The sequence below is a fragment of the Pseudomonas sp. FW305-3-2-15-E-TSA4 genome (assembly GCF_058787295.1).
The window spans coordinates 82,293-100,684 of record NZ_JBYSZP010000012.1 but is presented as its reverse complement, the minus strand read 5'-3'; the positions used below and the strand labels follow the sequence as shown (position 1 = coordinate 100,684).

Below are 18,392 nucleotides of genomic sequence, written 5' to 3'. Positions count from 1 at the left end.
AATGTTCTGACATTACCGCCCTTGTAGGAGTGAGCCTGCTCGCGATAGCGGTGTATCAGCCAACAATTGAATTGACTGACACACCGCTATCGCGAGCAGGCTCACTCCTACAGAATTCGCGCTCGATCAGACGCGGAACGCGCTGATCAGGTGTTTCAGCTCCACTACCTGCGCCGACAGTGCCCGGCTGGCGTCCTCCGTCTGGTGCGCCCCCTGGGCCGTGCGCTCGCCAGCGCGATTGATCTCGACGATGTTCTGGTCGATGTCATGGGCCACCGCAGTCTGTTGCTCCACGGCGGCAGCGATCTGCTGGTTCTGGTCGACGATCATGCCTACCGCGCCGAGGATATTTTCCAGCGCCTGCTGGACCTTTTCCGACTGCCCGACCGTGCCGTTGGCCATCTGATGGCTAATGCCCATGGCCTTCACCGCAGCGCCCACGCCGCCATGCAGCTTGCTGATCATCTGCTCGATTTCTTCGGTCGATTGCTGGGTGCGCTTGGCCAACGTACGCACTTCGTCCGCCACCACCGCAAATCCCCGGCCCTGCTCGCCGGCCCGGGCTGCTTCGATGGCGGCGTTGAGCGCCAGCAAGTTGGTCTGTTCGGCAATGCTCTTGATCACTTCCAGCACGCGGCTGATCGACTGGCTGTCGCTGGCCAACTGGTTGATCACCAGCACCGATTGATCGATCTCACTGGCCAGCGCAGCAATGCTGCCCTGCTGCGACTCCACCAGTGTGCGACCGCTGACGGTTTCATCGTTGACGCTGTGCGCGCTGCTCACCGCTGCCGCTGCGCTGCGTGCAACTTCCAGCGAGGTCGCCGACATTTGGTTCATCGCGGTCGCCACTTGCTCGATCTGCGTGCGCTGCCCGGCCACCGCCTGATTGCTTTGCGCCGAGACAGTTTCCACCTGCCCGGCCTGGCGCTCGACCTCAGCCACGGTCTGCCCGACTCGTTCGATCAGGTCGTGGATTTTCCTCACGGTGCCGTTGAACACCTCACCCAGCTCGCCGAGTTCATCGCGACTGTTGGCCTTGAAATTGACCGTCATGTCACCGGCCGCGACCTTGTCCATCATCACGCCCAGGCGCTTGAGCGTGGTGCGAGTCGAGGCGTAGAACCCGCCGTAGAGATAGAAAATCAGCACGAACACCACCGCCAGCGCCACCGCCTGCAACACCATGTGCGTGCGGTTTTGCGCCAGGCGCTGCTGCAGTTGGGTATCGAGGAATTTCAGCGTCGCGTCATTGAGCTGGTAGGTCTGCGCCATCAGCCCGGTGACCTGATCGTAGAACGCCTGCCACGGGGTATCGAGGGTCTCGGCCACCACGACTTTCGCCTCAAACAGTTCACTGGCCTGTTTGAGCGAAGCCTTGCTGCTGTCGGCCGGCGCGCTGAGACTGGCGCGCGCGGCCTGGCTGGAGTCGAGGGCGTCCTGCAGTTTCAACGCGTATTCAGCCTGGAGCTTTTCGATCTGCGCCAGCAGCTCGTCGAAACGGCTGCTCGACGAACTGTTGAGAAAGCCCTGCCCCAACGAATACGAACCGATGGCCCGACCTTCGCCGAGAGTCTGGGTCACGGCCGGAGTGATATTGGTGAGCAGCTCGCTGAGTTGGCGGATGTCGCTCTGGTTGTCGCGGCTCAAACCGGCCTGACTGGTGACGATCTGGCTGAAGATCTGCGCATTGCCGAGCAGTTTGCCGATCATCGCGCTTTTGCTTTGCAGGGAGCTTTCCGCCTGTTGGGCCTTGAACGCGCTGACCATTTCATCGCGTTTGCCGTCGAACAGTTTGATCTGTTCGGGATCGTCGGTCATCGCCTGCAAACCTTGCAGGCGCGCCAGCACGGTTTGCTCCAGGCTGCTGATCTGCGCTTCGAGGTTGTCGGCTTTGCCGGACTGACCGAGGGTGACGTTGATCTGCACCAGATTGTTCAGCGTCTCCAGGTCCCGGCGCAGGCTCAGGCTGCTGCCCAGCAGATCGAGGCTCTGCAATTCGATCCGGGTGCCCTGGAACTCGCGATAGGAATCGCGCACCAGATAAAAATTGGTCACCAGCATCGGCACCAGGAACAGCACGCTGATCAAGCTGAACTTCATGCCGAAGCTCAGACGGTTCATCAGCGAGACGGCGGGATAGAGCAAGCTCTTCACTGGAAGTCTCCCTTGGTTTTTCTTGTTTTTATTGGCAGGCGCGGGGCGACAGCAGAAAGCCACTATCGGGCGCTGTCTCTGTATAGCTCAAATCGGGGAGAGGTTTTGTAACTTAAGGTTAACGACTACGCTGCGCCGGTCACTGACCTGTGGCGAGGGGATTTATCCCCGATGGGCTGCGCAGCAGCCCCATTAAGATATTGGGGCCGCTGCGCGCGCCATCGGGGATAAATCCCCTCACCACAATGAATTTCACGGGCGAGTATCAGTGGATCAACACTGTCCACAAGGCAAACCCGGCATACCACAGCACCGCCGCACGCAGCAGCAGTTCCCACAGGCAGTCGAGAGTGTTGATGCCTTCAGGGCCAACTACCGGCGGCGGGATCTCACCCGCTGCCAGCCCGACCTTGTTGATCAGCTGCGCGGCGCTGATGTTCCAGTTCAGCAGCTCATGCAACATCACCCGGCTGACCGCGACGAAATTGCCGACCAGAGCCAGACTGGCGGCGAGCAAGCGCACTGGCAACCAGTCAAAGGCGTGACGTAACTGGCCGGCACGTTCGGCGAGCGCCGGGTTCTGGCTGTGTTCTTCCGCCAATGCGAGCAAGCGATAAGCCAGCGCCGCGACCGGACCGAGCACGAAGTACCAGAAGATCACCGCGAAGAAACTTTGATAGGCCTGCCACAACAGGTGCCCTTGGACCCGATCCAGCAATTGCTCACCACTGTCGGCACAGATATCCAGATCACGCTTGGCCACATGCGCGGCGGCTTGCAGGTCTTCGCGACGCCATGCATCACGAAACGGCCCGAGACCGCCGAGCAGATCACCGCGCCCCAGCGCATAAATCACCACCAGCAAATGCACCGGCAGCGCCAGCAAGCCGTAAGCGACGGGTTCCAGTACCACCAGCAACAAGGCAAGCAGCGCCACCGGCAGCAACACCAGAATCGTCAGCACCAGCCATGGTCGCTGGGCCAGGCGCGCGCTGGTTTCGAGTTTGTGCAGTTCGCGGATCCATCCGCCATCGCGTTGAACCCGATGGCGCAGGGCCGAGAATTTCTCGATCCAGACCGCCAGCAGTAACACCAGAAAACTCATTGTCCTTCCTCTTGTGCCAGGGCTGCGCGGTAACGCGCCCAGTCGAATGCCGGGCCAGGATCGGTCTTGCGCCCGGGTGCGATGTCGCTGTGCCCGCAGATACGGGCGCCGGTGATAGCCGGAAATGCTGTTTGCAGCTGACGCGTCAACGTGATCAGCGCCTGATACTGCGCATCGGTAAAGGGCAGATCATCGGTGCCTTCGAGCTCGATGCCCACGGAAAAATCGTTACAGGTTTCCCGACCTTCGAACATCGACACGCCAGCATGCCACGCCCGCTCAAGACAGGAGACAAACTGGGTGACGGTGCCGTCACGTTCGATCAGAAAATGCGCCGAGACGCGCAGGTCGGCAATCCCTGCAAAATAGGGATGCTCGGTGACATCCAGACGATTCTGGAAAAATTCCTGCACCTTGCCGGTGGCGAACTGCGCCGGCGGCAGGCTGATGTTGTGGATCACCAACAGGGAGATTTCGCCCGCAGGGCGTTCATTGAAGTTGGGCGATGGGCAGACCTGTACCCCGTGACACCACCCGCTAGCGGGATCCAACTGCATACCGATTCCTTCAACGCCGACTGTGTTGGCGCCCAGTATGCCGTGATCGGCCCCCGGCGCGCGATCACTTGCCGCGATTGAGTCGCCGCAGATTGCCGAGCACCGACTCCAGCGCCCGATCGAACAGCAAGGTGTCATCCAGTGCCCGCACCGCACCACGGCGGAACTCAAGAGCCAGCTCGACACGGCTGCGCTCCAGCACTTTCATCCCGGTGCGGTCGACGAACACGTATTTGCCGGTGGCTTCGATGATCGCTGCGAGCTTGCAACGCAGGCTGTGCTCGTCGTCTTCCTGGAACGCCACCCAACTGCCCAGACGCAGTTGCTCCAACTGACGCAGCCCCGGGTCGTCATGCGCCAGGCCGCTGGCATTCACGCCGATCACGCCCTCGTCGGCGCTACGCAGGGTGATGTGCTGCGACACCTCCACCAATGCCGGCGCATCGGCCGGCGGCTGCTCGGTGAGCGGTTCAAGCACCCGCACATGCAGGGCTTCCAGCTCGCTGAAAAATTCGCTGGTGGCGAACGGATCAAACGCCGAACTGCTCAGGCCATCACGCAATGATTTGAGCAACCCTGGCACCAGCGCCAGCAACTGCAGACCGGCGTCCGCCTCGTCGTGACGCTGCACGCTCCAGATCAATTGCTCCATGGTCTGCACATCGGCCTGCCACTCCGCGCAGTGGTCGCCATGTTTGAGGCAAGTCAGCAGCAGCACTTTGCTCCACGCATCACGCACAAAGGTCACCACCGACGGCGGCAGGACTTTACCCAGCAACGCCTGGTTCAGCACATGCTCGACTCGCTGCCGAGCCAGTTCGGTTTTCGCCCGCCCTTCCTCGGCATCGCGCAAACGCTGTTCGAGCAATTCGCTGCGCCGCCGCTCATCACTGGTGAAGGCCAGGAAATCGGCGAGCAACTCGGAGAAAATCGCCGGGTCGTCGACGAAGTCACTCAACAGGCGCTGCACCACTTGTTCGATGCGCAGATACAGGCTGTCACGCGCCTCGCCATTGCAATCGCCCCAGCCCATGGCGGCATCGGCGATTTCATTGAGCAGGCGCCGCGCCGGGTGGCTGCTGCGGCTGAAGAAGCTCTTGTCGAGTACTGCCACCTTGAGCATCGGAATCTGCAAACGCGCGATCAACGCCTTGAGCGAATCCGGGAGGTTACGGTCTTCGAGGATGCAATCGAAGACCATGGCGATCAGGTTGATCACGTCTTCATCCGCGCCGTCGACAATGCGTGATTTGCCGCTCCTCACGCTGACCCGCGTCAGCAGCTGCTCAAGCTGATTGCGCAGATCGAAATCGTCCTGCGCCGCCAGTGCCGGGACGTATTGCTGCAAGTGTGAAAGCAGGCGCAGTAGATCGCGGGTGCTGATCGGTTGCGCCGCCGCACTCGGCTCCAGGGTCGGCGCGACACTGCCGCGCACGTGCAGCAGCAGTTCCTGCAACGCGGCGAAGACTTCCTGCACGCCTTCGTCGGCGGGCGCGGGTTCGTCACTCTCTTCGCTGCTGATGCTTGCTGCCGCACGCTCGATTGCGCGGCGTGCGGGGGCCGGTTTCAACTCAGGCAACACGCCGGTGGCGACCAGCAACTGATTGGCTTCGGCATACAACTGCTCGGTATCGGCCAGCACGTAGCGTTCGAACAGTTTGAGCAGGATCAGCTTGACCTTGATCTCCACGCCCAGGTTACGTCCGGCCTGCAGAAAGAACTCGCAGAGCATCGCCGGGCCGAGCGGATTGTGTTGGTTATCGAAATCCTTGCCCAGCAACACGTTGAGCCGCGCGGTCAGTTGATCGAGGGCAAAACCATCACGCTTGAGCACCCGCCCGACCATGGTCTCGACCGCCACGCTGCGCTCCATGTCATCGGTACGCGGTGCCGAATCCTCGAATATCAGCGTGCCGGACAATGTGGGTTGCACGACTTCGTATTGAATCAGCGCGACAAAGGCTTCGAAGAATTGCTCGAGAAAACCCCGTTCGATGTTTTTGCGCTTGAGGCGCAGGTCGCGCATGGCTTCGAAAAAGATGTTCTGCTCGACATCGTTGCGCGCTCGGTCGGCCATTTCGAACAGGGTGTCGTCGGCATTATCGAACAACTCCTGCAAACCGTGGCGCAGTTGCTGGGCGGCCTTGTCGCGGACCTGAAGCAGAATCACAGGCAGGCGGGCGAGCGGCGAATGATTCGCCTGATCGGTAGCGGCCTTGTGCAAAGGCACTACATTCCCGTCGTTGTGCATCCAAGCCTCCTGAAACGGTGATTCCACTGGGCAGTTACCGCGCAATTCCCTGTGGGAGCGGGCTTGCTCGCGAAAGCGGTGTGTCGTTCGCCAAAACTGTCACTGACAAACCGCTTTCGCGAGCAAGCCCGCTCCCACATCGGCGTCAAAGCCATGACGTCAAATGCAAGGCGGATTATCTTGCAAAACTTGTCACCGGCGCTACAGCCGTCAGGGTTTCCCCTATGCCCGCGACACCTTCCAGTGACCACGAAAAACGGCGCTTTGCTCACAGAAAATCGACCAGTTGCAGTTAGGCACGCGCGTTCTCGCCTTGGGTTGGCTCTCGCCATGCCCCTATAATCGGCGCACTTAGTTTGTGGAGCCCGTTATGCCGAATCTACGTCTCGCCGATCTGACCGCCGAAATCGAAGCCAACGTGCGCCGTGCGTTGCTCGAAGATGTCGGCAGCGGCGACATCACCGCACAACTGATCCCGGCCGAACGTCTGGCCAAAGCCACCATCATCACTCGCGACGAGGCGGTTATCTGCGGCACGGCGTGGGTCGACACGGTGTTTCGCCAGCTCGATCCGCGCGTCGCGGTGCACTGGCAGGTACGGGACGGTGAACGGGTCAAACCCAACCAGCCGTTGTTTCATCTGGAGGGCCCGGCCCGTTCGTTGCTGACTGGCGAACGCAGCGCGCTGAACTTCCTGCAACTGCTGTCCGGCGTGGCCACGCGTGCGCAATATCTGGCGGACTTCGTGGCGCAAACTCAGGTCAAGCTGCTGGATACCCGCAAGACCCTGCCGGGCCTGCGTCTGGCGCAGAAATACGCGGTGACCTGCGGTGGTTGCCACAACCACCGCATCGGCCTTTACGACGCGTTCCTGATCAAGGAAAACCACATCGCCGCCAGCGGTGGCATCGCGCAGGCCATCGCCGCCGCGCACAAGATCGCGCCGGGCAAACCGGTGGAGGTCGAAGTGGAGAGCCTGGAAGAACTGAAGGAGGCGCTGACTGCCGGCGCCGACATCATCATGCTCGACGAACTGAGCCTGGATGACATGCGCGAAGCCGTGCGCCTGAATGGCTGCAAGGCCAAACTGGAAGCCAGCGGCGGCATCAACGAAAGCACGCTGCTGCCGATCGCCGAAACCGGCGTGGATTACATCTCGATCGGGGCGATGACCAAGGACGTGAAGGCGGTGGACCTGTCGATGCGTCTGAGCCTCTGAGGCTGTCACGCAATAAAAAACGCCAGCCCGGTTGAGGCTGGCGTTTTTGTTTCAGACCACCAGATTGTTCATCTCGCAGTACTCGTCCCACTCGACGCCCAACACCTCGGCCGCCTCCTTGTGCAGCTCCAGGCGCTTGGCCTCAAACTCTTCAGGGGTGCTGGTGTACTTGAGCGTCAGCTCCCACGGCTGCAAGCCCTGGGCTTCGGCTTCGTCCTCGAATGCCCACTGGATCTGGTCTTTCTGATCATCAGGACTCAGGTCCTTGATCTCTTCTTTCAGGTCCGGGACGTCCTGAATGTATTTTTCCAGCGCTAGTGCGTGACGTTGCTCTTGAGTTAATTCGGTCATGGCGTTCTCGCTGATCGTAAGAATGGAGGATGGATCTGGATCATCAAGGATCTCTCTGACGCGGATTGTCCGGCCTTCGGAACCATTCGGGATCATCTGAAAACTGCTAAGCGATGCTCATGCAGGCACCGAATATAGGACGTTTGCATGACGAATTACACGGCTCTTTACATCTCTCGCACAAAAACTTTGACCTGGGAGACATAAATCGCGGGATTGCGCGAGGGGATGGTGCCCGAGACAGGAATCGAACCTGCGACCTTCGCGTTACGAGTGCGCTGCTCTACCGGCTGAGCTACACGGGCGGTGGGCTAAACCTAGCACCGGTCTTGAAGTCCGGCAACTTCAAAGCCTGTCCCGGTATTTCGCAGACAAAAAAATGCCCCGCCGTTTTCACGGCGGGGCATTTTCATTGCGCTAAAGCTGTGGGCTGATTAAACGCCCGAAGCCTTGGCCGCTGCCACGTCTTTGATGGACAGCTTGATACGACCGCGGTTGTCCACGTCCAGTACCAGCACTTCCACTTCCTGGCCTTCTTTCAGGATGTCGGTGACTTTCTCTACGCGAGCGTCGCTCAGCATCGAGATGTGCACCAGACCGTCCTTGCCCGGCAGGATGTTGACGAATGCGCCGAAGTCGACGATGCGTTCAACCTTGCCGACGTAGATCTTGCCGATCTCGGCTTCTGCAGTGATGCTCAGAACGCGCTGACGAGCAGCTTCTGCGGCATCCTTGGTTTCGCCGAAGATCTTGATCGAGCCGTCGTCTTCGATGTCGATCGAAGCCTTGGTTTCTTCGCAGATCGCACGGATGGTCGCGCCACCTTTACCGATAACGTCACGAATCTTGTCGGTGTCGATCTTCATCGCGATCATGGTCGGAGCGTTGGCCGACAGTTCGGTACGCGACTGGCCGATGATCTGGTTCATCTGGCCGAGGATGTTCAGGCGCGCTTCCAGGGCTTGGCCCAGAGCGATTTCCATGATCTCTTCGGTGATGCCCTTGATCTTGATGTCCATCTGCAGCGCAGTAACGCCTTTGGCGGTACCGGCTACTTTGAAGTCCATGTCGCCCAGGTGGTCTTCGTCACCCAGGATGTCGGTCAGGACGGCGAACTTCTCGCCTTCTTTAACCAGACCCATGGCGATACCGGCAACCGGTGCCTTCATTGGCACACCAGCGTCCATCAGGGCCAGGGAAGCGCCGCAAACGGAAGCCATCGAGCTCGAACCGTTGGATTCGGTGATTTCCGAAACCACACGGATGGTGTACGGGAACACGTCAGCGGCTGGCAGCATGGCCGAAACCGAACGACGGGCCAGACGGCCGTGACCGATTTCACGACGACCGGCACCACCCATGCGACCGCACTCGCCCACCGAGAACGGAGGGAAGTTGTAGTGCAGCATGAACGGGTCTTTTTTCTCGCCTTCCAGGGTGTCCAGCAGCTGTGCGTCGCGGGCAGTACCCAGCGTCGCGACTACCAGAGCCTGGGTTTCGCCACGGGTGAACAGCGCCGAACCGTGAGTCTTCGGCAGAACGCCGACCTCGATGTTCAGCGGACGTACGGTGCGGGTGTCGCGGCCGTCGATACGTGGCTTGCCGTTAACGATGTTTTCGCGAACGGTGCGGTATTCGATTTCGCCGAAAGCGGCTTTGACGTCAGCAGCAGAAGGCTGGCCTTCTTCGCCGGACAGCTTGGCAACGACCTGGTCTTTCAGCTCGCCCAGACGTGCGTAGCGGTCAGCCTTGACGGTGATGGTGTAAGCCTGGGAGATCGCTTCGCCGAACTCGGCACGGATCGCGCCCAGCAGTTCGGTGGCTTCTGGAGCAGGAGCCCAGGTCCAGGTTGGCTTGGCAGCTTCAGCGGCCAGTTCTTTGACGGCGTTGATCACCACCTGGAACTCGTCGTGAGCAAACAGTACCGCGCCCAGCATCTGGTCTTCGGTCAGCTCTTTGGCTTCCGATTCAACCATCAGTACGGCGTCAGAGGTACCGGCAACGACCATGTCCAGGCTCGAAGCAGCTTGCTGCTCGTAGGTCGGGTTCAGCAGGTAGCCGGTGCTTTCGTGGAAAGCGACGCGAGCGGCGCCGATCGGGCCGTCGAACGGAATGCCCGAGATGGCCAGGGCAGCCGAGGTACCGATCATCGCAGCGATGTCCGGATCGGTCTTCTTGCTGGTGGAAACGACGGTGCAGACAACCTGCACTTCGTTCATGAAGCCTTCCGGGAACAGCGGACGGATCGGACGGTCGATCAGTCGGGAAGTCAGGGTTTCTTTCTCGGAAGGACGGCCTTCACGCTTGAAGAAACCGCCAGGGATCTTACCGGCAGCGTAAGTCTTTTCCTGGTAGTGAACGGACAGAGGGAAGAAGCCCTTGCCTGGATCGGCTTGCTTGGCACCGACTACGGTCACCAATACGCTGACGTCGTCGTCAACGGTGACCAATACTGCGCCGGAGGCCTGACGGGCGATACGGCCAGTCTCGAGGGTAACGGTCGACTGACCGAACTGGAATTTTTTGATTACCGGGTTCACGGTGTCCTACCTTCTTTGTGGCTCTTGGGGGAACTGGTTTCTTGCGAAATTCTTGGGCAATGTCGGGAATCGGCCCGCTGACTGTCCGGGTAAAACGGTAGTGCAGATAAAACTTGAGGCTGGGAGCCTGCCAGCCACCAACGGAAAACCGCTGATGCCTGACAGACAACCAACCTCATAGCGCAATCGCTGATTAGCGACGCAGACCCAGGCGGCCGATCAGAGCGCTGTAACGGCTCAGATCTTTGCCTTTCAGGTAGTCCAGCAGCTTGCGACGCTGGTTTACCATGCGGATCAGACCACGACGGGAGTGGTGGTCTTTACCGTTGGCCTTGAAGTGACCTTGCAGTTTGTTGATGTTGGCGGTCAGCAGTGCAACTTGCACTTCTGGCGAACCAGTATCACCAACAGCTTGCTGGTAGTCGGCAACGATTTGAGCTTTTTCTTGAACGTCGAGAGCCATGAGGCAATCCTTTTATCAGGAAACTGTTTCAAAAACAGTTTCAACAGGCCAGGGACAAATCCCTGTATCTATAAATGAGTAGTGACCGTGCCTGTTAACAGCCACACTCGTTCGGTCATTCTGACCGAATCAGTCGACGCGGCGCGATGCGCCCGTCTTCGCTCACTTCACCGATACCGATGAAGCGACCATTGTGATCCTGTACCCGTACCATGCCGAACTTCGGAGCATCCGGGGCGCGTACCGGCTGGCCGTTGAGCCAGTAGAACGCACTCGCTTCGGAGAAGTGCAGCAGCGGCCAATCCTGCAGGCCGCTGTCCGATGGCATCAGGAAGCGGTCGACCGCTTCGTTGCCGCCTTCGGCATGTACCGCTTCCAGCTCTTCGAGGGTCACGGTCTGCGCCAGGGTGAAAGGCCCGGCCTGGGTACGACGCAGTTCCGCGACGTACGCACCACAACCGAGTTGCTCACCGATATCCTCCACCAGGGTGCGGATATAGGTGCCCTTGCTGCAATCCACCGCAAGACGCGCAGTATCACCTTCGAAGGCCAGCAATTCCAAGCGCGCAATAGTAACAGAACGCGGTTCGCGCTCCACTACTTCGCCTGCACGGGCCAGCTTGTACAGCGGCTGACCGTCACGCTTGAGTGCCGAGTACATCGGCGGTATCTGACTGATTTGCCCGCGAAATTTCGGCAGAAGCGCTTCGACATCGGCGCGACCAACGGTCACCGGGCGCTCCTGCAAAACCTCACCCTCGGCGTCCGCCGTGGTAGTGGTCTTGCCCAGTTGCGCCAGGGTTTCGTAACCCTTGTCGGAATCGAGCAGGTACTGCGAGAACTTCGTTGCCTCGCCAAAGCACAGCGGCAAGACACCGGTGGCCAGCGGGTCGAGACTGCCGGTGTGACCGGCCTTCTCGGCGTTGAGCAACCAGCGAACCTTCTGCAACGCGGCGTTGGAGGTGAACCCCAGCGGCTTGTCGAGCAGGATGATACCGCTGACGTTACGACGGATACGTTTGACCTGAGCCACCGAATTACTCCTTGGTGTCTTCAGGTGCAGCGGCCACGTGCTGATTGTCCTCAGCCACGGCGCGCTCGATCAGGGCCGACAGGTGCGCGCCACGCACGACGCTTTCGTCGTAGTGGAAGTGCAATTGCGGCACGCTGCGCAGCTTCATTTCACGGGCCAGCTGCATGCGCAGGAAACCTGCGGCAGCGTTGAGCACCTTGATGCTTTGCGCGATGTCTTCAGCGTTGTCCTGCCCCATCACCGTGATGAAGATCTTCGCGTGACCGACGTCACGGCTGACTTCCACAGCGGTAATGGTGACCAGGCCGACGCGCGGGTCTTTGACTTCACGACGGATCAGCTGGGCCAGCTCACGCTGCATCTGATCGCCGATACGTTGGGTACGGCTGTATTCTTTTGCCATGATTTTGTTACCTGTTACTGCCCCACGGTGAAACCCGCAAGGTCTGAAAGCGGCAAACGCCCGGCCTGACAAAAGCCAGACCGGGCGTTGCGTTTAGAGTCCTGACGCCGTGGCGCGCATCTGCATGCGGCGGCTCGGCGTGGCCCTTGAAGTGCGCGAGTCAGAGGCTGCGAGCAACCTGAACCTTCTCGAAGACTTCGATCTTGTCACCGACTTTGACGTCGTTGTAGCTCTTCACGCCGATACCGCATTCCATGCCGGCACGTACTTCGGAAGCGTCATCCTTGAAGCGGCGCAGGGATTCCAGCTCGCCTTCGAAGATAACGATGTCTTCACGCAGTACACGGATCGGACGGTTACGGTGCACAACACCTTCGATCACCATGCAACCGGCGATCGCGCCAAACTTCGGCGAACGGAACACGTCGCGCACTTCGGCCACGCCCAGGATGTTCTCGCGAACATCGCTGCCGAGCATGCCGGTCAGGGCTTTCTTGACGTCTTCGATGATGTCGTAGATCACGTTGTAGTAACGCATGTCCAGACCTTCCTGCTCGACGATCTTCCGTGCACCAGCATCGGCACGCACGTTGAAGCCGAACAGTACAGCGTTGGAAGCCAGTGCCAGGTTGGCGTCGGATTCGGTGATACCACCGACACCGCCACCGACTACGCGCACTTGCACTTCGTCGTTGCCCAGGCCGTTCAGAGCGCCCTGCAAAGCTTCCAGCGAACCACGGACGTCGGATTTGAGGACGATGTTGAGCGTCTTCTTCTCTTCCTGGCCCATGTTTTCAAAGATGTTTTCCAGCTTGCCGGCGTGAGCGCGAGCCAGTTTGACTTCGCGGAACTTGCCTTGACGGAACAGAGCCACTTCACGGGCTTTCTTCTCGTCGGCAACCACGCTCATCTCGTCGCCAGCGTCCGGCGTACCGTCAAGACCCAGGATCTCGACCGGAATGGCCGGACCTGCTTCCTTGATCGGCTTGCCGTTCTCGTCGAGCATGGCGCGCACGCGGCCATAGTTCGAGCCGACCAGCACCATGTCGCCTTGACGCAGCGTACCGTCCTGAACCAGAACAGTGGCTACCGGGCCACGGCCCTTGTCCAGACGCGATTCGACGACTACACCACGGCCAGGAGCCGATGGAGTGGCGGTCAGTTCGAGTACTTCGGCCTGCAGCAGAACCGCTTCGAGCAGCTCGTCAACGCCGGTACCCATTTTCGCCGAGACCGGTACGAATGGAGTGTCGCCGCCCCAGTCTTCGGAGGTCACGCCGTGAACCGACAGTTCGCTGCGGATGCGATCGAGGTCGGCACCCGGCTTGTCGATCTTGTTCACCGCAACCACCAGAGGAACGCCAGCCGCCTGAGCGTGCTGAACAGCCTCGATGGTTTGCGGCATCACGCCGTCGTCCGCCGCAACCACCAGGATCACGATGTCGGTCGCCTTGGCACCACGGGCACGCATTGCGGTAAACGCAGCGTGACCCGGGGTGTCGAGGAACGTCACCATGCCGCGGTCGGTTTCAACGTGGTACGCACCGATGTGCTGGGTAATGCCGCCGGCTTCGCCCGCTGCTACCTTGGCACGACGGATGTAGTCGAGCAGGGAAGTCTTACCGTGGTCAACGTGGCCCATTACGGTCACGACTGGCGCACGAGAAACTGCCTCACCTTCAAACTTCAGGGACTCGGCCAAGGAATCTTCCAGGGCGGTGTCGCTGACCAGGGTCACTTTGTGGCCCAGCTCTTCAGCTACCAGTTGAGCAGTTTCCTGATCGAGTACCTGGTTGATGGTCGCTGGAGTGCCCAGTTTGAACATGAACTTGATGATTTCAGCAGCCTTGACCGACATCTGCTGGGCGAGATCGCCAACAGTGATGGTCTCGCCGATCTTCACTTCACGCACGACAGGACCGGTAGGGTTCTGGAAACCGTGAGCGTTGCGTTTTTTCAGCTTGGCCTTGCCGCGACCACCACGACGGAAGCCATCGCTTTCTTCGTCGGTAGTGCGTGGCGCCACACGTGGAGCCGGCGCTTTTTCTTTGACCGATGCGCGATGCGGAGCGTTTTTGCGCTCGCCATCGCCACCACCGCCGCGACGATTGTTATCGTCGGCACGTGGCTTGTCCGGACGGCGCTGTTCGTCACGCTTGCGAGTGTCGGCAGCCGGCGCAGCAGCAACCGGCGCGGCGTCGCGCACTGGTTCAGCGACTGGCGCAGGTGCTGCAACAGCTTCGGCAGGAGCGGACGGCGCAGCAGCAGGCTGGCGACGCGCTTCTTCTTCAGCGCGCTGCTTGGCTTCTTCTTCAGCCTTCTGACGAGCAGCATTTTCTACTGCGCGACGCTCTTCCAGTTCACGCTTGCGCTCGGCTTCGATTTCTTCCGGGCTACGCTGTACGAAAACTTTCTTCTTGCGAACTTCAACGCTGATGCTCTTGCTACCAGCCACACGCAGGGTGCTGGTGGTTTTACGCTGCAGCGTGATCTTGCGTGGTTCTTCCACTTTCGCCTTGTGGCTGCTCTTCAAGTGAGTCAGCAGGGATTGCTTCTCACTGTCAGTCACATTTTCTTCGGCGGCGGTGTGCGGCAGACCTGCCTCACGCATCTGCTGCAACAGGCGCTCTACCGGTGTTTTGACCTCATCGGCCAGTTGTTTCACCGTGACTTGCGTCATGCACTTCTCTCCTCAGGCCGCGCCTAATTACTCGAACCAGTGGGCTCGGGCGGCCATGATCAACTTGCCGGCACGATCATCGTCAATGCCGTCGATGTCGAGCAGGTCGTCAATAGACTGCTCGGCCAGGTCTTCGCGGGTAATTACGCCGCGCACCGCCAGTTCCATCGCCAAATCCTTGTCCATACCCTCAAGCGAGAGCAGGTCTTCGGCCGGATGGGCGTCTGCCAGCTTTTCCTCAGTAGCGATGGCTTTGGTCAACAAACGATCCTTGGCACGAGCGCGAAGCTCGTTGACGATATCTTCGTCAAAGCCGTCGATGTTGAGCATTTCTTCCAACGGTACGTAGGCAATCTCTTCCAGGCTGGTGAAGCCTTCATCTACCAGCACCTGAGCCAGTTCTTCGTCGACTTCCAGCTCGTCGATGAAGTTGCGCAGGATGTCGCCGGTTTCTGCTTGCTGTTTAGCCTGGATGTCCGATTCGGTCATCACGTTCAGGGTCCAGCCAGTCAACTGGCTCGCCAGACGCACGTTCTGACCACCTCGACCGATGGCCTGAGCCAGATTGTCTGCGCCAACGGCGATGTCCATTGCATGGGCATCCTCGTCAACGATAATGGCCGCCACTTCTGCCGGCGACATGGCATTGATCACGAACTGCGCCGGGTTATCGTCCCACAGGACGATATCGACACGCTCGCCACCCAACTCGCCCGACACGGCCTGGACGCGCGAACCGCGCATACCGATGCACGCGCCCTGCGGGTCGATGCGTTTGTCCTTGGAACGGACAGCGATCTTGGCACGCGAACCCGGATCACGGGACGCCGCCATGACTTCGATCAGGCCTTCAGCGATTTCCGGCACTTCGATACGGAACAGCTCGATCAGCATTTCCGGCGCGGTACGCGACAGGATCAGCTGCGGGCCGCGGTTCTCGGTGCGGATTTCCTTGAGCAGTGCACGCAGACGCACACCGACACGGAAGGTTTCGCGAGAAATGATGTCTTCACGGGCCAGCAACGCTTCGGCGTTGTTGCCCAGATCGACGATCACATTGTCGCGGGTGACTTTCTTCACGGTGCCGGAGATGATTTCTCCCAGGCGCTCGCGATAGGCGTCGACCACTTGAGCGCGCTCGGCTTCACGCACTTTCTGCACGATGACCTGTTTGGCGGTCTGTGCTGCAATGCGGCCGAACTCGATGGATTCGATCTTTTCTTCGACGACGTCGCCGACCTTGGCGCCCGGATGCGTTTCGGCAACCTTGCTTGGCCAGGTTTCGATCGCAGGATCGTCGAGATCATTCTCTTCGACGACTGTCCAGCGACGGAAAGTCTCGTAGGAACCGGTGTGGCGATTAATTTCCACACGCAGGTCAACTTCGTCTTCAAAACGCTTTTTGGTAGCAGTGGCCAGAGCCAGCTCCAGCGCTTCAAAAATCACGCTTGCCGGTACGCCCTTTTCATTGGATACCGACTCAACAACCAGCAGTACTTCTTTGCTCATCGTACGCCTCGCCTTTCGCAAGCCATTGGATCCGCGGGATCCGCGTCTCAGTCAAAACTGGGAATAATGTTGGCCTTGTCGATCATATCGATCGGCAACAGGAATTCATGGTCATCTACCTGCACCACGACATCCTGTTCTTCTACACCGCGCAGAAGGCCCTGAAAGTTGCGTCGACCTTCAAAAGGCGAGCGCAGCTTGATCTTCACTTGTTCACCGGCAAATTTTGCAAACTGCTCAAGAGTGAACAGTGGGCGTTCCATGCCAGGCGAGGAAACTTCGAGGGTGTATTCAACGGAGATCGGATCTTCAACATCCAGGACACCGCTGATCTGACGGCTGACAATGGCGCAATCGTCCACCAGCACGCCACCCTCTTTATCGATATAAACGCGCAACATCGAGTGACGACCTTGAGCCGAAAACTCGATACCCCAGCATTCATAGCCTAGGGCCACGACCACCGGGGCCAACAAGGCCTGCAACTCTTCTAGCTTGCTCGACACCTGAACCCCCTCGTGCATGTAAATGCATGCGCTGCAAAATAAAAAAATGGGCGAAACGCCCATCCTTGAAACGCCGTCGAACATCGGCGTAGAAAGTGTCCAGCTAACAAAAAGCCCCTGAAAAGGGGCTCCTTAAACTGGTTGCGGGGGCCGGATTTGAACCGACGACCTTCGGGTTATGAGCCCGACGAGCTACCAGACTGCTCCACCCCGCGACAAAGCTGGGGCGGAAGTATACGACCGATCCCTTATAGGGTCAATGTAACCTTCCACCTGCAAGAAAGCCCGCAACAGCGGGCTCTCCTGACTAATTGGTACCGAGAAGGGGACTCGAACCCCTACACCCTATGGGCACAACCACCTCAAGGTTGCGTGTCTACCAATTCCACCACCTCGGCAAAACTACGTTTGAAACCCTTCTTACTTCTGCTCTTGAGCTGGAGGTACGTCAGTCGCTGGAGTAGCCGACTTTTGCTCTTGAAGCACCGGGACATCATCAGAAGCCGGTTGTTGTTGCTTAGGTACTTCCAACACTGCTGGATCTGGCAAACCTGCTTGAGTCAGCTGATGAGCCTTCTCTTTAGCAAAGTAACCTAACCCCAAGCTGGTTATGAAGAAACCGGCGGCAAGTATAGCAGTAAACTTACTAAGAAAGGTAGAGGAACCTTGGCTTCCGAACACAGTATTTGAAGCACCTGCTCCGAAAGACGCGCCAGCGTCCGCACCCTTACCCTGCTGCAGCAAAACCAGAGCAACTACGCCCAATGCACCCAGCAGATGAAAAACGACTACGACTGTTTCCAGCATTTTTTCAGTTTCCCGCGGCGCGACAAATCGCACCGAACTCATCTGCATTCAGGGAAGCTCCACCAATGAGCCCCCCATCGATATCCGGCATGCCGAACAGCTCGACCGCATTGGCCGCCTTCACGCTGCCGCCGTATAGAAGCCGCACACCTCGTGCGACTTCAGAATTCTCTGCCGCCAACTGCTCGCGAATGGCTTTATGCACATCCTGAGCCTGTTGCGGCGTTGCAGTCAGTCCGGTACCAATGGCCCAGACAGGCTCGTAAGCAATGACTGCCTTGGCAAAGGCACCAACACCCAGCTCCTCGATGATGCTGCCCAGCTGACGCCCGACAACTTCAAGAGTTTTTCCGGCTTCGCGCTGCTCGAGGGTTTCCCCTACACACAACACCGGAATCAAGCCACATGCCTGTGCCGCTGCGAACTTGCGATTCAGCATCCCGTCTCGCTCGCCCATTATCTGGCGGCGTTCGGAGTGCCCGACAAGCACCAGGGAACAACCTGCATCCACCAACTGACTCGGTGCAATTTCACCGGTCAATGCACCTTGCATGGATTCCACCGCAGAATTCTGCGCACCGACCGAAATCGATTTGCCTTTCAAGCCATCAATCACTTGATTGATATGCAAGCAAGGCGGGAATACCGCGACATCAACACCGCTTGGCAAGGCCAGATGACGAAGGCCGTTGATCAGCTCAGCGACGCTGGCGCGGGTACCGTGCATCTTCCAGTTACCAGCTACCATAGGGCGACGCATGCTGTACCTCGTCGGTCAAAGTGGGCGCAGATGTTACCCAACACAATCATG

At 59.2% G+C, this 18,392-nt stretch carries 15 protein-coding genes and 3 tRNA genes; 1 reads left to right on the top strand and 17 read right to left on the bottom strand.

Annotation, left to right across the window (positions count from 1 at the left end; all coding sequences use genetic code 11):
• Positions 1-126 precede the first annotated feature (126 nt).
• The 4 genes from AC3WMV_RS17855 to AC3WMV_RS17840 form a co-directional block, all read right to left on the bottom strand.
• A complete protein-coding gene (locus AC3WMV_RS17855; protein WP_492561396.1) occupies positions 127-831 on the bottom strand; it encodes a methyl-accepting chemotaxis protein in 705 nt (234 codons plus the stop codon).
• A gap of 1,591 nt (positions 832-2,422) precedes the next feature.
• Complete coding sequence (gene ampE, locus AC3WMV_RS17850; protein WP_103367761.1) at positions 2,423-3,262, bottom strand: regulatory signaling modulator protein AmpE; 840 nt, start codon at positions 3,260-3,262, stop codon at positions 2,423-2,425.
• Positions 3,259-3,819, bottom strand: a complete 561-nt coding sequence (gene ampD, locus AC3WMV_RS17845) for a 1,6-anhydro-N-acetylmuramyl-L-alanine amidase AmpD (protein ID WP_103367760.1) — start codon at positions 3,817-3,819, stop codon at positions 3,259-3,261. The genes ampE and ampD overlap by 4 nt, the downstream gene beginning before the upstream one ends.
• A gap of 64 nt (positions 3,820-3,883) precedes the next feature.
• On the bottom strand, positions 3,884-6,070 hold the full coding sequence (locus AC3WMV_RS17840; protein ID WP_103367759.1) for a DUF1631 domain-containing protein: 2,187 nt from the start codon (positions 6,068-6,070) through the stop codon (positions 3,884-3,886).
• A 370-nt stretch (positions 6,071-6,440) separates the two neighbouring features.
• On the opposite strand from AC3WMV_RS17840, the gene nadC reads away from it, so the two are divergent.
• Complete coding sequence (gene nadC / locus AC3WMV_RS17835; RefSeq protein ID WP_103367758.1) at positions 6,441-7,289, top strand: carboxylating nicotinate-nucleotide diphosphorylase; 849 nt, start codon at positions 6,441-6,443, stop codon at positions 7,287-7,289.
• Positions 7,290-7,340: 51 nt separating this feature from the next.
• Here nadC and AC3WMV_RS17830 read toward each other — a convergent pair whose 3' ends face one another.
• The 13 genes from AC3WMV_RS17830 to tpiA form a co-directional block, all read right to left on the bottom strand.
• Positions 7,341-7,640, bottom strand: a complete 300-nt coding sequence (locus tag AC3WMV_RS17830) for a DUF6388 family protein (protein WP_027610784.1) — start codon at positions 7,638-7,640, stop codon at positions 7,341-7,343.
• A gap of 229 nt (positions 7,641-7,869) precedes the next feature.
• Positions 7,870-7,945: transfer RNA gene (locus AC3WMV_RS17825), tRNA-Thr, on the bottom strand.
• Between the two features lie 129 nt (positions 7,946-8,074).
• The gene (pnp, locus tag AC3WMV_RS17820; protein WP_007961443.1) at positions 8,075-10,180 is read right to left on the bottom strand and encodes a polyribonucleotide nucleotidyltransferase; all 2,106 of its coding nucleotides are present in this window, start codon (positions 10,178-10,180) and stop codon (positions 8,075-8,077) included.
• A 193-nt stretch (positions 10,181-10,373) separates the two neighbouring features.
• Positions 10,374-10,643, bottom strand: coding sequence for a 30S ribosomal protein S15 (gene rpsO / locus AC3WMV_RS17815; RefSeq protein WP_003221553.1), 270 nt, complete (start codon positions 10,641-10,643; stop codon positions 10,374-10,376).
• A gap of 115 nt (positions 10,644-10,758) precedes the next feature.
• Complete coding sequence (gene truB / locus AC3WMV_RS17810) at positions 10,759-11,676, bottom strand: tRNA pseudouridine(55) synthase TruB (RefSeq protein ID WP_103367757.1); 918 nt, start codon at positions 11,674-11,676, stop codon at positions 10,759-10,761.
• A gap of 4 nt (positions 11,677-11,680) precedes the next feature.
• Positions 11,681-12,079: a 30S ribosome-binding factor RbfA gene (rbfA, locus tag AC3WMV_RS17805; protein WP_007961438.1), complete on the bottom strand. Its 399-nt coding sequence runs from the start codon at positions 12,077-12,079 to the stop codon at positions 11,681-11,683.
• Positions 12,080-12,239: 160 nt separating this feature from the next.
• On the bottom strand, positions 12,240-14,759 hold the full coding sequence (gene infB, locus AC3WMV_RS17800) for a translation initiation factor IF-2 (RefSeq protein ID WP_027610783.1): 2,520 nt from the start codon (positions 14,757-14,759) through the stop codon (positions 12,240-12,242).
• Positions 14,760-14,786: 27 nt separating this feature from the next.
• The gene (gene nusA, locus AC3WMV_RS17795; RefSeq protein ID WP_003221546.1) at positions 14,787-16,268 is read right to left on the bottom strand and encodes a transcription termination factor NusA; all 1,482 of its coding nucleotides are present in this window, start codon (positions 16,266-16,268) and stop codon (positions 14,787-14,789) included.
• Between the two features lie 47 nt (positions 16,269-16,315).
• Positions 16,316-16,774 (bottom strand): ribosome maturation factor RimP, encoded by a 459-nt coding sequence (gene rimP, locus AC3WMV_RS17790; protein WP_007915250.1) that lies wholly within the window; start codon positions 16,772-16,774, stop codon positions 16,316-16,318.
• Positions 16,775-16,912: 138 nt separating this feature from the next.
• Positions 16,913-16,989, bottom strand: a tRNA-Met gene (locus tag AC3WMV_RS17785).
• Positions 16,990-17,086: 97 nt separating this feature from the next.
• Positions 17,087-17,172 (bottom strand) — tRNA-Leu (locus AC3WMV_RS17780).
• Between the two features lie 22 nt (positions 17,173-17,194).
• Positions 17,195-17,581 (bottom strand): preprotein translocase subunit SecG, encoded by a 387-nt coding sequence (gene secG / locus AC3WMV_RS17775; protein ID WP_027610782.1) that lies wholly within the window; start codon positions 17,579-17,581, stop codon positions 17,195-17,197.
• A gap of 4 nt (positions 17,582-17,585) precedes the next feature.
• Complete coding sequence (tpiA, locus tag AC3WMV_RS17770; RefSeq protein WP_008088336.1) at positions 17,586-18,341, bottom strand: triose-phosphate isomerase; 756 nt, start codon at positions 18,339-18,341, stop codon at positions 17,586-17,588.
• Positions 18,342-18,392 lie beyond the last annotated feature (51 nt).